The organism is Priestia koreensis (genome assembly GCF_022646885.1).
GTDB classification, from domain to species: Bacteria; Bacillota; Bacilli; order Bacillales; family Bacillaceae_H; genus Bacillus_AG; species Bacillus_AG koreensis_A.
Window position 1 is genome coordinate 4497792 of the sequence record NZ_CP061868.1, and the last position, 15982, is coordinate 4513773.

At 39.5% G+C, this 15982-nt stretch carries 12 protein-coding genes; 8 read left to right on the forward strand and 4 right to left on the reverse strand.

Features of this window, described 5'->3' with window-relative positions; all coding sequences use genetic code 11:
* The first annotated feature begins 82 nt into the window (after positions 1-82).
* From IE339_RS23370 to IE339_RS23385, 4 genes are all read left to right on the forward strand, one after another.
* A complete protein-coding gene (locus tag IE339_RS23370) occupies positions 83-1177 on the forward strand; it encodes an ABC transporter permease (RefSeq protein WP_242172479.1) in 1095 nt (364 codons plus the stop codon).
* The gene (locus tag IE339_RS23375) at positions 1177-1854 is read left to right on the forward strand and encodes an ABC transporter ATP-binding protein (protein ID WP_242172481.1); all 678 of its coding nucleotides are present in this window, start codon (positions 1177-1179) and stop codon (positions 1852-1854) included. The genes IE339_RS23370 and IE339_RS23375 overlap by 1 nt, the downstream gene beginning before the upstream one ends.
* Before the next feature lie 197 nt (positions 1855-2051).
* A complete protein-coding gene (locus IE339_RS23380; protein WP_242172483.1) occupies positions 2052-2786 on the forward strand; it encodes a GntR family transcriptional regulator in 735 nt (244 codons plus the stop codon).
* A 42-nt stretch (positions 2787-2828) separates the two neighbouring features.
* A complete protein-coding gene (locus IE339_RS23385) occupies positions 2829-4175 on the forward strand; it encodes a GntP family permease (protein WP_242172485.1) in 1347 nt (448 codons plus the stop codon).
* A gap of 41 nt (positions 4176-4216) precedes the next feature.
* Here IE339_RS23385 and IE339_RS23390 read toward each other — a convergent pair whose 3' ends face one another.
* From IE339_RS23390 to IE339_RS23400, 3 genes are all read right to left on the reverse strand, one after another.
* The gene (locus IE339_RS23390; protein WP_242172486.1) at positions 4217-5095 is read right to left on the reverse strand and encodes a radical SAM/SPASM domain-containing protein; all 879 of its coding nucleotides are present in this window, start codon (positions 5093-5095) and stop codon (positions 4217-4219) included.
* A gap of 197 nt (positions 5096-5292) precedes the next feature.
* Positions 5293-6807 carry a succinyl-CoA:acetate CoA-transferase ScpC gene (locus IE339_RS23395; protein WP_242176294.1) on the reverse strand — a complete coding sequence of 505 codons (1515 nt, stop codon included), beginning with the start codon at positions 6805-6807 and terminating at the stop codon, positions 5293-5295.
* Positions 6808-6932: 125 nt separating this feature from the next.
* Positions 6933-7577, reverse strand: coding sequence for a LytTR family DNA-binding domain-containing protein (locus IE339_RS23400; RefSeq protein ID WP_242172489.1), 645 nt, complete (start codon positions 7575-7577; stop codon positions 6933-6935).
* A gap of 434 nt (positions 7578-8011) precedes the next feature.
* Here IE339_RS23400 and ahpC point away from each other — a divergent pair, with 434 nt between their 5' ends.
* From ahpC to IE339_RS23420, 4 genes are all read left to right on the forward strand, one after another.
* Positions 8012-8575 carry an alkyl hydroperoxide reductase subunit C gene (ahpC, locus tag IE339_RS23405; RefSeq protein ID WP_242172491.1) on the forward strand — a complete coding sequence of 188 codons (564 nt, stop codon included), beginning with the start codon at positions 8012-8014 and terminating at the stop codon, positions 8573-8575.
* 13 nt (positions 8576-8588) lie between these two features.
* On the forward strand, positions 8589-10118 hold the full coding sequence (gene ahpF, locus IE339_RS23410; protein ID WP_242172493.1) for an alkyl hydroperoxide reductase subunit F: 1530 nt from the start codon (positions 8589-8591) through the stop codon (positions 10116-10118).
* A gap of 147 nt (positions 10119-10265) precedes the next feature.
* On the forward strand, positions 10266-11522 hold the full coding sequence (locus IE339_RS23415) for an Nramp family divalent metal transporter (RefSeq protein WP_242172495.1): 1257 nt from the start codon (positions 10266-10268) through the stop codon (positions 11520-11522).
* 105 nt (positions 11523-11627) lie between these two features.
* A complete protein-coding gene (locus tag IE339_RS23420) occupies positions 11628-12971 on the forward strand; it encodes a S8 family serine peptidase (protein WP_242172497.1) in 1344 nt (447 codons plus the stop codon).
* 62 nt (positions 12972-13033) lie between these two features.
* Here IE339_RS23420 and IE339_RS23425 read toward each other — a convergent pair whose 3' ends face one another.
* On the reverse strand, positions 13034-15940 hold the full coding sequence (locus IE339_RS23425; RefSeq protein ID WP_242172499.1) for a DEAD/DEAH box helicase: 2907 nt from the start codon (positions 15938-15940) through the stop codon (positions 13034-13036).
* Between the last annotated feature and the right edge of the window lie 42 nt (positions 15941-15982).

A 15982-nucleotide genomic window follows, 5' to 3' on the forward strand; every position in this document is an offset into this window, starting at 1 on the left:
TTGTCATTTCCCGTTCACGCTCCATTCATATTTCATTCTTATTCTATTCATAGAAACAATACGATGAATGGAGTTGATGATAATGTTTCTTGCCATACGTGAGCTAAAACATGCAAAGCTACGCTACCTTTTAATAGGTTCCATTATGATGTTAATTGCCCTTCTAGTGCTTTTTGTTTCTGGATTGGCTAAAGGATTGTCTTCAGATAACGCTGCTTCAATTCAAAATCTTAAAGCGGATTATCTAGTTGTCCAAAAAGACGCAGAAGGTCGTATTAACCGATCGATGTTATCAGCAGATACAATTCATGAGATTCAAAAGCATGAATCCACAAAAAAAATGACACCACTGGGCGTTCAAATGAGCACCATTACGAAAGTAAATGCAGAGAAACAAATTGACGTGACGTTCTTTGCAGTTGATGCGAACCGTAATTTAAATCCAACGGTTGTAGAAGGAAAGAAGTTAGATAATCGAACAACACAAAACGTCGTTGTGAACGAATCCTTAAAGGAGAACGGATTTCATCTCGGTGATCAGCTTCAGATCAAAGGCACGAACAAAGCTTTTACAATTATCGGTTTTACAAAAAAACAATCATTCAGCCACACTCCTGTCATTCATATAAACAAACGCGAATGGGCTGAAATCCAACCATCAGAGTTGAAAAATCAATTTAATGCACTGGCTTTTAGCGGAAGCAAATCCTCAGCTGCGAAGTTCGAGGATTCTCTGTCTGGTGTCGAGTTGGTGACGAAAAATGACGTACTAAAAGGGATACCAGGTTATAAGGAAGAACAAGGATCCCTTGTCATGATGATCATCTTTTTATTTGTTATTGCAACCTTCGTTTTGGCAGTATTTTTCTATGTTATTACCATTCAAAAATCCAACCAGTTTGGCGTGCTAAAAGCAATTGGCGCTACTTCCCGTTATTTAACACGATCTATTTTGACTCAAATGCTATTTTTAACAGTGGTCAGCTTATTACTCGCAATTGTGATCGCCTATGGGTTAGCTGCGATATTGCCGAGTACGATGCCGTTTGAACTTAGCCCGTTTCTTGTTGGTGGTTGCTCTGCCCTGTTCATTGTTGTCTCAATTATTGGATCATTACTATCGCTGTATCGAGTAACAAAGGTAGACGCAATTGATGCGATCGGGAGGGCTGCATAATGAAAAGTAAATTACGATTGAATCACATTCGAAAAGTATATCAAGATGGAGATACGTTGGTAGAAGTATTAAAGGATGTTTCGCTAGATGTAAAAGCAGGTGAACTAATTGCAGTTGTAGGACCTTCTGGATCTGGTAAAAGCACGTTCTTATCAATTGCTGGAGCCCTTTTATCACCTACTGAAGGACAAATTCTTTTAGACGGCATTGATATTACAAAAGCATCCCCTACTCAAATGAATCACATTCGGTTAAATAAGATTGGGTTCGTCTTTCAAAATGCCCATCTCATCCCTTATTTAACGGTTCAGGATCAGCTTTTATTATTAGCAGAACTATCCGGTCAAAGAGGACGTGAAGCTTCGAAAAGAGCGGAAAAACTGTTAGCACGACTTGGATTAACACACCGCGCACACAATCATCCTGACACTTTATCAGGGGGTGAAAAGCAGCGCGTGGCGATTGCCAGAGCATGGATGAATGACCCTGAGATTCTATTAGCAGATGAACCTACCGCAAGCTTAGATTCAGAGCGTGGACGATCCGTTGTTAAAATGCTCGCTGATGAGGTCAAACTACGAGATAAGGCGGCCATTATGGTGACACATGATGAGCGAATGCTCGATTTATGCGATCGTGTCGTCTTCATGGAAGACGGTACATTACGTAGCAAGTAAACCTAGAAACCATTTTTTCTACAAGAATGCGTAGAGAAAATGGTTTTTATTCTAGATTAAATGAGGCTTGCATAGCCTATACAACAAGCCTTTGATTAATTTTTTCGAAAAAAATAATTAAAAGCGTTTTCAAAACAGTAATAATGTACTATAATACTTGTATACAAGTATACTTGATCAGCAAGGAAGGTGAATAGATGAGTGAATCAGAGGATCTTTTATATCCTACAAAGTGGCTGACAAAGGCTTCCACCGGTGATCGCGTTGCTTACGAATTAAGGATGCGTATTATTTCTGGCACGATTGAAAGCGGTACCATTTTATCTGAAAATAAATTAGCTGCCGATTTCGCTGTTAGTCGTTCACCTATTCGTGAAGCACTTAAGGTTCTAGCATCTGAAAATATTATTCGTCTCGAACGAATGGGTGCTGTGGTTATTGGTTTAACAGAAAAAGATATAGAAGAAATTTATGATGTACGCTTATTAATCGAAACATTCGTATTTGAACGGCTCGTTAAGCTAGATATCAACCAAGTCGTAAAAGAGCTAAGTAAAATTCTTGAAATGATGAAGATCGCCATCAAATACCATGATGCAGACGAATTTTCATTTCAAGACGTATTGTTTCACGAAACGATTATTCGTTCCATCGGTCATTCGCACATTATGATGATCTGGAACAACTTGAAGCCAACGATGGAAAGCCTGATCCTCTTATCAATGAGGATGCGGTTTGAAGAAAAATATGATGATTTTGAACGTATTTTTACAAATCATGAATTATATATTGAAGCTATTCGTAAAAAAGATCGCGCTCTAATGATTGAATCGTTGCACCGAAACTTTGACGATGTTCAAGGTAAAGTAGAAGACTTATGGATATCTCAACAGCTATTAGCAAACAGTGCAGACAACAACAAACAAAAATGAGAACGATTACAACAAGATAGATAAGGAATTGGGGGAATTATCATGCCATTAGTAATTGTAGCAATTGGCATCGTTGCACTATTAATTCTTATAATGGGTTTCAAATTAAATACATTTGTCTCTTTAATTATTGTATCCTTTGGGGTTGCATTAGCCCTTGGGATTCCATTAGAAAATGTCGTTAAGACGATTGAAACTGGCTTAGGCGGAACGCTCGGACATTTAGCACTTGTATTTGGGCTTGGAGCTATGCTTGGTAAATTAATTACCGACTCAGGCGGTGCACAGCGTATCGCAATGACACTTGTAAAAAAATTCGGTGAGAAAAACATCCAATGGGCTGTAGTAGCTGCTTCATTCATTATTGGAATCGCTTTATTCTTTGAAGTTGGATTAGTACTATTAATCCCAATCGTATTCGCAATCGCAAGACAGCTAAAAGTTTCAATTTTATACCTTGGTATTCCAATGGCTGCGGCATTATCTGTTACACACGGATTCTTACCACCGCATCCAGGACCAACTGTTATTGCAGGTGAGTACGGAGCAAATATCGGTGAAGTATTACTTTATGGTTTCATCATCGCAATCCCTACTGTGATCCTAGCTGGACCAGTATTCACAAAAATTGCGAAAAAACTTGTACCTGCTTCATTCAACAAAACAGGCGACATTGCGTCTCTCGGAAAACAAAAAGAATTTAACCTTGATGAAACACCTGGTTTTGGAATTAGCGTATTCACAGCTATGCTTCCTGTTATCTTAATGTCTGTTGCAACGATTATTAAGTTACTTCAAGAAACGTTAGAATTAAAAGATCATACGATCTTCCACGTAATTAGCTTCATTGGAGATGCATCTACATCGATGCTTATCTCTTTATTAGTGGCTATTTACACAATGGGATTAGCTCGCAACATTCCAATTAAAAATGTGATGGACTCTTGTGTATCAGCTATTACTCAAATCGGTATGATGCTTTTAATTATCGGTGGAGGCGGTGCCTTCAAACAGGTACTAATTGATGGTGGTGTAGGTAATTATGTAGCAGACCTATTTAACGGATCTTCTCTATCACCAATCATTCTTGCATGGTCTATCGCTGCTATTCTACGTATCTCTTTAGGATCTGCAACGGTCGCAGCTCTAACAACAGTTGGATTAGTGAACCCGCTACTTGGACACACTGATGCAAACTTAGCGCTAGTTGTTCTAGCTACTGGAGCAGGTAGTGTAATCGCTTCCCACGTAAATGATGCAGGATTCTGGATGTTCAAAGAATATTTTGGTCTGACAATGAAAGAAACGTTCTCTACTTGGACATTGCTTGAAACAATCATTTCAGTAGCTGGGTTAGGATTTATCTTACTTCTTAGCTTGTTCGTATAATGAGCAAAGCCCTTGCTTCGTATTGAAGCAAGGGCTTTTTGTTATTTACCGAAACGTTGTCGATACCCACATTTTCTACATAATTCTTCTACCGCAACGCGGCGCGAGAAGCCATCCACGATATTTGTGGCGCGTTCCCCTTCAATAATCTCAGAAAACGGCTTATCGTTAATATTACCGAGATTTACGACGCCTTCACCATCTAAGCAGCAAGGGATAACGACTCCATTTGCTAAAATACCCGCTTGGTTACGAAGACCATGACAGAAGCCTTTTCCATCATCCTCTTCCTCATGAAGCGCTGGCCATTTGAACTCATAATCTTGATTAATAAACACGCGTTCTGCTACTTTTACACCGCTACCTGGCGTAAGCTTTTCCTCAATTTGATAATCCAAATTAAATTCGTCCTCAATAATTTGTAGGATCGCGCGGTTACGCTCAATTTCAAGGTTTGTTTTGTTATCTTGTGTAAGGTTCCACAATCGAAGTGACACAATGAGATCTGATTGTGCAGTTGCTTCTTTAATGAACGCTAAAATACTTCTAACATAGCCCTCTTTATCCTTAGACCCTTCGTGACCATCAAAGCTATGAAGTGAAAAGTTCATTTGTCTCAGTGCTGGCTTATCTAATAATTTATGACGATTCTTGTTAATTAAGGTACCATTCGTCGTAATATTGACCTTAAATCCTTTTTCATGACTTAAATCTAATAGCTGATCAATTTTCGGATGAAGCAACGGTTCTCCTTTAACATGTAAATAAATAAAGTCCGTATATGGCTTAATTTCATCTAAACGTTTTGAGAAATCCTCTAGTGAAATAAACTGCTTCACTCGCTCCGTTGGGGGACAAAAGCTACATGCAAGATTACAAATGCTCGTAATCTCCAAGTAAAACTTCTTAAATTTTTTCAACTTCCATTCCTCGCTTCTTTTGCTACTTAGAACACGATCATAAACGAGCTCTATACCTATTACATCACACTTTTTCAAAAATAGAAATGAGTTTTACACGTTTTCGCACCTCTCACTCCTTTTGAATGTTTCACGGGAAACATCGTAAAAAGACTCTTCCTCATGATGAAAGAGTCTTTTAATAATACGATCTGTTTTTATACTAGCTCTTCTATCTTCTCTAGCATTGTTCCGTTTTCAGCAAAGTTAATATGCCAAGAAAGTGCTTTTTCCAAAATGTGAGGTGTTTGTCCTCCTCTTGTTTTCGCTTCTTCATAATAAGCTAGAAGCTGCTTACGATACATTGGATGTGCACAGTTTTGAATGATGAGTTCTACCCTCTCACGCGGTGCTAGTCCCCTTAAATCCGCATACCCTTGTTCTGTAACGACTACGTCTACATCATGTTCGGTGTGATCCACGTGTGAAACAAATGGAACGATGCTAGAAATCGCCCCGTCTTTTGCGATCGATTTCGTAACGAAGATCGCTAAGCGCGCATTTCGTGCAAAGTCCCCTGACCCGCCAATTCCGTTCATCATTTTGGAACCAAGAACATGCGTAGAGTTTACATTTCCGTAAATATCAAACTCTAGCGCCGTATTAATCGAGATTAACCCCAAGCGGCGGATAATTTCTGGATGATTAGAAATTTCCTGAGGGCGCATTAGCAATTTATCACGGTATTGATCAAAGTTTGCAAATACATTTTTCATCTTTTCCTCTGACAGTGTAATGGAGCAGCAAGAAGCAAAATCAACTTTTCCTGCATCCATTAAATCAAATACCGCATCTTGAAGAACCTCTGAATACACCTCTAGCCCCTCAAAGTCTGAGTCCAGCATGCCGTGCAATACCGCATTTGCGACGGAACCGATTCCTGATTGCAGAGGAGCAAGCTTATTCGTTAAACGCCCTACCTCCACCTCATGTCGAAGGAAATCAATGAGGTGACCTGCCATAATCGCCGTATCTTCATCCGGTGGTACAATTGTGGACGGAGAATCTAGTTGATCCGTAAATACAATGCCTTTAATTTTATTCATATCAACAGGAATTCCAATTGTTCCAATGCGGTCATTTGATTTGGTTAACGGAATAGGCAAACGATCTCCTTGTTTACCTGGTTCATATAGATCATGTAACCCTTCTAACTGAAGAGATTGTGACATGTTTAGTTCGATAATAATCGATTTTGCATTAAGGGCAAATGATAGCGAGTTTCCAATGGAAGTAGTTGGAATGACCATGCCATCCTCCGTTATAGAAACCGCTTCCAAAATTGCCACATCAACGTTCATTACATTACTTCGAATAAGCTCCGATGTGTGGGATAGATGTTGATCAACAAATAAGAAGTCTCCTTTGTTAATGCCTTTTCTCATCGTTGGATCAGCCTGAAACGGCAATCGTTTATCTAAAATTCCTGCTTCAGCAAACAATTTATCGACGTCAGACCCTAATGATGCCCCCGTATAAACGTTAACTTTAAAATCCTCCTCGTCCTTGACGCGATTCACGAGCGCGAAAGGCACGGCCTTTACATCACCTGCACGAGTAAAACCACTTAGCCCAAGCGTCATGCCATTTTCAATCCATGAAGCTGCTTCTTCAGCTGTTACAACTCGATCTCGTAATTGTTCGTTTCGAATGCGTTCCTCGTAGTTTCCCATCATAATCCCTCGCTTAATGAATAGTTAGTTTCATTTTACTCATTAAACACACGGACTTGGATTTTTCTGTACACAAGACGAAATTTTCAGACAAAACAGCGATTATTCCGTACCAAACAGAAAATTTAGAAGCCAAGAAGCTTACGGAAATACCCTGAATACGACTGGCTAATCGGTATCTGATCACCATTTTTCATAGCCAATAAAAAGGTTGAATGAGCATCTGGATAAATCGCTTTAATCTCATTCACATTTACAATAAAAGATCGATGACAACGAATGAAAAAATCCTTTGGGAGTAAGGATTCAAAGTCTTGTAAAGAATATTTATGTGTTCCAGATATACGATCTGAATGAACAAACGTCTTCTTATCTTTTGACTCGACATAGACCACATCTGAGAATGGAACAGGAATCCAACCGTCGGCTGTTTTGACCGTCACCACCGATTTTCCGTCTGCTAATGCTGGGTAAATAGCGGTCACGACGCCTTCAATTTCGTCTTCTTTCCAAATGGGTACGGCGACACCGTGATAAGGGACACCAAATACATCGCGGTGAATAAATTCAGCTACCTTTTGTTTACTCATAATCGCTTGATAGGCAATAGTTCCTTCTTTTATAGGATCATGTTTCGTAATTTTTAAATTAACTCGTTTGCTTGGTCGATAATAAATGTATTCTTTCGTATTGGAAACAGCGATTGAAATTTCATCTGAAAATAAGTCTCCAATAACCTCTAGTAATGCACTCAATGTTATATCTTTCATGAACGTTACCACCCCTATCTATTATAACGTGAATAAAGATGAATGGACTCCCTCATTTTTAGCGATGCATTAGGTTGTTTTTCGAGCGTAAAGAAGCGTAATTCTCAATAAATACCCTTCTATTTTCATAGCACCATTAAAATTTCGTCACAAACATTTTAAAAAGCAAATTTGTTTTTGACTTTTTTGAAACCTTATATTGGATATTACTTGTTCATGTATGTTAAAAATAAGGAAAGAAAAATTTTTATAAACCTTGATTTGACAAGGAATCGTGGTTATTAGACAAATTTTTTAACAATAAAAGCACTTTTCCTTTGACAAGATCACATGTTTTATATAATAATGAGTATTGAATTAGAATTATTATAATTTATTTTTTAGGTTATAATAATCTTGAAGGATTAAAATTAATTTCTAGGAGGAATTTTGATATGTCATTAATCGGTACTGAAGTAAAACCATTCGTAGCACAAGCTTACCACAACGGTGATTTCATCGAAGTAACAGAAGAAAACATGAAAGGTAAATGGAGCGTAGTTTGTTTCTATCCAGCAGACTTCACTTTTGTATGTCCAACTGAATTAGCTGACCTACAAAAAGAATACGCAACATTAAAAGACCTAGGTGTTGAAGTATACTCTGTTTCTACAGATACTCACTTCACTCATAAAGCATGGCACGATCATTCAGAAGCAATCAGCTCAATCGAGTACGTAATGATTGGTGACCCATCTCAAAAAATCTCTCGTAACTTTGAAGTATTAAACGAAGAAGAAGGTCTTGCTGACCGCGGAACTTTCATCATCGATCCAGATGGCGTGATCCAAACAGTTGAAATCAACGCTGGTGGTATCGGCCGCGATGCAAGCACACTTGTAAATAAAATTAAAGCTGCACAATATGTACGTAAAAACCCAGGTGAAGTTTGCCCAGCTAAATGGGAAGAAGGCGGAGAAACACTTACACCAGGACTTGACCTTGTAGGTAAAATCTAAGGAGTCTGATTACATGTTATTAGATGCAAATATCAAAGCACAGCTAGAACAGTATCTTCAAATGCTAGAGAGCGATATCCTCTTAAAGGTTAGCGCGGGAGAAGATAAAGTATCTCATGACATGCTAGCGCTAGTGGATGAACTAGCTACAATGTCATCACGCATTAAAGTTGAAAAAACTGAGTTAGAACGCACACCAAGCTTTAGTGTTAATCGTATCGGGGAAGATACAGGCATTACGTTTGCTGGGGTTCCCCTAGGTCATGAGTTTACTTCATTGGTTCTTGCTCTTCTACAAGTAAGCGGTAGAGCACCAAAAGTAGATCAAAGTGTGATTGATCAAATTAAGAATATTAAAGGCAAGTATCACTTCGAGTCTTATATCAGCTTAACCTGTCATAATTGCCCTGATGTTGTACAAGCACTTAATATTCTTAGCGTCCTAAACGACAATATTAGTCATACAATGATTGACGGTGCTGCTTTCAAAGATGAAGTAGAACGCAAGGAAATTATGGCTGTACCGACTGTTTTCCTTAACGGAGAAGAGTTTGGTAGCGGTCGTATGACATTAGAAGAAATTTTAAATAAAATGGGTAGCGGCCCTGATGCTTCAGAGTTTGCTGACAAAGATCCATACGATGTACTTGTGGTTGGTGGCGGTCCTGCTGGTGCAAGTGCTGCGATTTATGCAGCGCGTAAAGGTATTCGCACGGGTATCGTAGCCGAGCGCTTTGGTGGACAAGTTATGGACACCTTGGGCATCGAAAACTTTGTAAGTGTCAAAAAGACGGAAGGTCCAAAACTTGTAGCAAGCTTAGAAGAGCATGTAAAAGATTACAACATTGATGTAATGAACTTGCAGCGCGCTAGCAAGCTAGAGAAAAAAGACCTTGTCGAAATTGAGCTTGAAAACGGAGCCGTTCTAAAAAGTAAATCTGTCATCCTTTCAACAGGTGCTCGCTGGCGTAACGTTGGCGTTCCTGGCGAAGCAGAATTCAAAAACAAAGGTGTGGCTTACTGCCCTCACTGTGACGGACCACTATTTGAAGGCAAACGCGTTGCGGTTATTGGCGGAGGAAACTCTGGTATTGAAGCGGCAATCGACCTTGCTGGAATCGTGGAACACGTAACTGTTCTTGAGTTCTTGCCTGAACTGAAAGCAGATGCTGTTTTACAAGAACGCTTAAATAGTCTTCCGAACGTAACCGTATTGAAAAACGTCCAAACAACTGAAATTACGGGTACTGATAAAGTAAACGGCATTTCATACATGGACCGTGATACGGAAGAAGTAAAACACGTTGAATTAGAAGGTGTATTTGTTCAAATCGGTCTTGTACCGAACACAGAATGGCTAGGCGATGCAATTGAACGCAGTCGCTTTGGCGAAATTCTTGTCGATAAGCATGGTGCAACAAACGTCCCTGGCGTATTTGCTGCTGGTGACTGCACAGACAGTGCTTATAAACAAATCATCATCTCAATGGGATCAGGTGCAACTGCAGCTCTAGGTGCATTTGACTACCTTATCCGTAACTAATAGATAAGCGCCTGCTTTTATGCAGGCGCTTATTTTATTTGACGAGCTGTATTTTCTTAATTTTGCGACAAAAGGAGGATTGAAACCACTCACTGAGAACGTTTACGATTATAACAAACAATATTTTACAGTGAAAGGAGTCAATCAATGTCAGCACAATTACAGCAAAATACCCCTACACCACCTACTTCATTTAAAAAACGACTCACGCTTATCGGCCCAGGATTTGTAGCGGCCGCTACGGGAGTTGGAACAGGAGACTTGGTAGCTGCCCTTGTCGCAGGTGCAGGCTTCGGCCTTGTATTCGTTTGGGCCATTATCGTTGGATCTATACTCAAACACTTCTTAAATGAAGGTGTTGGAAGATGGCATCTAGCAACCGGAAAAACAATTTTAGAGGGTTGGAGAGAAATGGGCAGATGGGCAACAGGCTACTTTGGCATCTACTCCGTCATTTGGGGATTTGTATACGGTGCGGCCGCTTCGTCAGCCTGTGCACTTGCTATGCACGCAATGTTTCCCGTTTTACCATTCTGGGCTTGGGCTGTCCTACATTCACTCCTCGGATTTGCGTTGGTATGGACAGGCCGCTATCAGCTTTTTGAAAAAATCATGATGATATTAATTGCGTTAATGTTTATTACCGTTATTGGCTCAGCTGCTTTATTTCTGCCTAATATGGGTGATCTTTTAAAAGGGGTTGTTCCTACTGTTCCAAAGGGATCATTCATGCTCGCCTTAGGATTAATTGGTGGAGTTGGTGGAACCATTACGATGGCTTCTTACGGATATTGGCTCAAAGAAAAGGGCTGGAAAGGGAAAGAATGGATTCCAACTATGCGACTCGATTCAAAAGCTGCCTACATTATGACCGCTATTTTTACCCTCTCGCTGCTCATCGTGGGAAGTCAATTTCTATTTGGAACAGGGATTGAACTAAAGGGTGATCAAGGCTTAATTAAGCTGACGAACCTTCTTTCAGACAAATACGGAGCGGTTATCTCATGGTTATTTCTAATTGGATTTTGGTCTGCTGCTTTCTCTTCCCTACTTGGCGTATGGAACGGGGTACCTTATCTATTTGCTGACTTTGTTCGCATCATAAAAAAACAAGTGGACAAGCCCGTGACAGAAACAGATCCTGCTTATCGCTTATATCTCGTCTGGCTCACGTTCCCTCCTATGATTTTGCTATTTTTCGGAAAACCGATTGAACTAATTATTCTCTACGGTGCTTTAGGAGCCTTATTCATGCCTTTCCTCTCACTTAGCTTACTCTGGCTTCTCAACTCCAAACGAGTTGAAAAGGCATACCGCAATAGTTTACTTGGAAACATTGTATTTGTTGCTTGTATCTTATTGTTTGTTGTACTTGCCGTTCGAGAGCTGAGTGGTATGTTTTAATTCCCGAAAACTAGTCAGGTTATGACAAAATAACCCCGTTGTATGCGGTTCTATCTTTTTTTATACTTAAATAGTTGGAAAATTTCAATATTGGGGGATTTAAAAATGAAAAAATTCTTAATTAGTGCCTTAACAATGGTTTTAGGAGCTACTGCATTTTTAGGAAGCAGCAGCATTGGACAAGCTCAATCCGTGTCAGAAACTTATACGGTCATTTTTAAATCAGATACAAGCCTCCCATCAAACTATTCGGACTTAATTAAAAAAGCGGGTGGAGACGTATCACAAGCTCTTCCTAAATTAGGAGCCGTTGAAGTTACATCGGACAATCCTTCCTTCTTATCGGAAGTCCAAAAAAGCAGTGCTGTCTTAGAAGCGACGAAAGAACATAAGGTTTATCAAGAAGATGCCAAAAGTATTGAAGTTCTGAATACAGACTTTGCCGCTTCTTCTAAAAACGACCTTTATAATAAATATCAATGGGATATCAAACAAGTGACACATGACGGCGCATCATGGAACTTACCTGGTGGAACTGGAAAGTCCACGAACAATAAGGATATCATTGTTGCCGTAGTAGATACGGGTATTGACTACACGCACCCCGATATTAAAGCAAACTACGCGTACGGAAAATCATTTGTTCCTGGTGTGACGAGCGCTATGGATCAGGACGGCCATGGTACACATGTGGCAGGATCCATTGCTGGTAACGGCCGCGTTTTAGGTATTGGACCACAGCTAAAAGTAGCGGCGTATCGTGTGTTTGGACAAGACGGTGGCGCTTCAACAGCAAGTATCGCAGAAGCGCTTATGACGGCTGCAGATGATAATGTGGATGTGGTGAATATGTCACTTGGAGGATACGATTGGTTTCAAGATCCTGACTACGCGACAAAAGACGTGGTAGCCGATGTTCGCCTATTTAATCGTGCTATTCAATATGCCATTAAAAATGGCGTAACGGTCGTTGGATCTGCTGGTAACAACGGACTCGATATTTCTAGCCCTGGTAAACTTTCTGGTGACAATAACGGTGCTACACATAGAAGTCCAAGCAGCCAATCACTTATCCGTGTATCCGCAAGTGGACAAGAGAAAAACCTTACGTACTACTCAAACTACGGAGTCGGAAAAATTGATGTGATCGCCCCAGGCGGTGACTACGGAACGGCTTGGTTAGAAACAGGAGATGCGACACTTCGAGATCGTAATAAGCTATGCCTTTCTACCGTTCCAGGAGGATATGCTTTCTATGCTGGAACGTCAATGGCAGCGCCTAAAACGGCTGGCTTAGCCGGTGTCATTATCGCTAAGTACGGTAAAGATGTCTTAAAACCGAATCAAGTCAAACACATTATTCAAAACTCTGCAGACGATTGGTTTAAAGCTGGATATGACGGTGAGTCTGGATTTGGGTTTATTAATGCGGTGAATGCTTTGAAGTGATGGAATAAAGAAGATCGACACATCTCCGTGTCGATCTTTTTTTTGAAGATTTTATTATCCCTTTAACCTTTCCCCTCCTGAATATAGCGATATAACTTATACTCAACAGGTATTTCCATGACAAGCGGTATATGAACAACTGGCAGGTCTTCCCCATCATCGTTATGCATAACAGCCTGCTTTGCATGTTCTCGATCTGGGTTCGCTTTTCCTAAATAATAAAAATCTCTTCCTTCATCATCGTCTTTTTTGACGAAAACGTGGACATCAATATTATTTTCTTTGGCGTATAGAATAGATTTTACTTCTTCTGATTGGAGCGTTCGATTACTTCTAGTAGACCAGCTCAATAGCTCTGGGCTAATAAATTCATCGACATAATTTGTTCGTGCATCGATCTCTTCATTTTTATGATACGTGACAAAAATAGGACAGGTTTGGTGCTTTGTCTTGTAGCCATAAACGGTTGCGCTCTCATCGTTTACCCAATTTAATAGCTTACAGGCATCCTTACGCGTGTATTTTTCATAAGGTGTGAGCTCTACGTCATTTCGATAATTTTTTGTTCGTTCCTTTGCTACATTTACCACATCTACAACTAGATCTCTAAAATAAGCGTTCTCTTTCAGGCTACGCACAACAAATGGAGTAAACGATATAGCAGATGGATTTTTGAACGTAACAATTGGTTGATCACCATATTTCTTTCTAAATACCTGTGTAAAAAAGGATAAATCAAACACTCGCTCAACAGATTTTAGTACTGCTTCGTTACCGTTACAATCATGTGCTATTAGCTGCTCAAGATATTTCTTGTAGGTGATACAGTCATTTTTTAAAAGTAAATCTAACAGTATAATTTCATGCTCTCTTTTACCATTCAACACTTCTGTCGAAAGCATTGTTAAGACAGCATTCTCCTCATTTGATATGTCGTATTCATTTTCTTTTATTTTGGTTAAAAATTGATGATAGTTTTGATGATGCTGTTGAGAAACGAGAACTACCGGATCAATTGAATCATGTACCATAAAATCATATAGAAGAGGTACTCGACCAATTCTATTTTTTACTTCTTTATATGACTCTTTTAAGAGCTTTAACGCCGTTAACTGACTGCTGGCAATCGAATTAAATACCTGTTTTTTTGCTACCTCTTCAAAATTAATCGTCGATACGCCCTTTATATAGCTCGTATCCTTTGTATGCCTTCTAATTCGATCCTTGTTCAGAGACTTATCTCCTGAGAGAGCCATTGGGATTAAATAGTTATTTTTATAATTGCCAATGAAATCAATGATCGTGACGAACTCTTTCTCTTCATGCTTTCTCAGACCTCTACCTAGCTGCTGAATAAAGATAATGCTTGATTGCGTTTGTCGAAGCATGACCACTTGATTAATACAAGGTATATCAATACCTTCGTTAAATATTTCTACCGTCAGGATGTAATCTAGTAACCCTTCCTCAAGCATAGTGACAGCTCTCATGCGATCTTCTTGAGAATCTTCACCTGTTAAAGCAACCGTTCGAAGTCCATTTTGATTAAACTGCGTTGACAGAGCCTTGGCTTCATCTTTTCTGCTACAAAAAATAAGCCCTTTTACAGCTTGACCTGAGTGACCATAGTAATTCATTTTTTCAATGATATGATGGACCCGTTCATCTACAACGAGGTGCTGGAGAAGTGATGTGTCCTCCACTAATGCGCCGTTATGAGTTATATCTGTTACGCCAAAATAGTGGAAAGGACAAAGCATATCCTCCTCTAATGCTTCTTGAAGGCGAATTTCGTAAGCTACATTATAATCAAACAGCTCAAAAATATTAAAATCATCCGTACGCTCCGGTGTAGCTGTCATTCCCATCAGAAATTCTGGCTGAAAATAATCCATTACTTTTTGATAACTTTTGGCACCTGCCTTATGAACTTCATCAATTAAGATATAGTCAAATTCTTCTGCCTTAAATGCTGATAAATGCTGATCCTTCGTTAAGGTTTGAATGGTTGCAAATACATATTTAGCCTCTTTGTGATTGGATGAACCAGACAAAATACCAAACTCTTCATCTCGCCCACCTAACACCCTTTGAAAATCATCCTTTGCTTTTTGAAGAATTTGTTCACGATGAACGATAAAAAGCATTCGCTCAGGTTGAAAACGACGCACATCAAAAGCTGATAAATATGTTTTTCCTGTTCCCGTTGCAGATATAACGAGTCCCTTCTTCTTACCCTCATTACGGAGTTGTTGAATTTCTTCTAGTGCGGCAACCTGCATTTTATTCGGCAGTATTTTCAGCGCTTCTTCAATAGCATTGGGCTTGTAGGATGCTGGCCACTCAACAATTTGTTCGACGGCTTTCTTCTCACTGTTTTCAGCGTATATCCCTTCGTATTCTTCGATCCATTCCTCTGTTAATAGAATAGATTCCTGCCATACGTCCTCAAATTGTTTATTGAAGTGATGCACAATCTCTCCATTCTCATGTGAAGTTAACTTAATGTTCCACTCGTAATTTACCTTTAGTGCATGTGCGGTGAGATTAGAGCTTCCGACAATTAATGAATAATGAGTATCGTGAGTGAAAATGTAGCCCTTTGAATGAAAACCCTTCAAGTCAGTAACGCGTACTTCAAGATTGCTAATTTTCAACAGTTCTCTAAAAACTTTTGGCTGATTAAATTGCAAAAAAGTTGAGGTTAGAATTCGTCCCCTAACACCCTTGTGTTTTAAATCTAAAAGCTGTGATTTGAGGGTTGCAAGCCCACTTTCTGTTATAAAAGCAACCGAAAAGATAAAAGCCTGACAGCGCTCTAGTTCTTCTAGTAACGTATGTAAAACACTCTCATTTTCCTTCGAATTATTTGTGAGTAAGCTAGGCTTATAAGTAGTAGCCTTTGACACATTGCGGTCAATAAATCCTGTACGCAATGAGCTTTCTAAATTCTGTACAAAATTCCCCATTTTATCACCATTCGCTTCCAATTAGATACATTTATTGTAAGG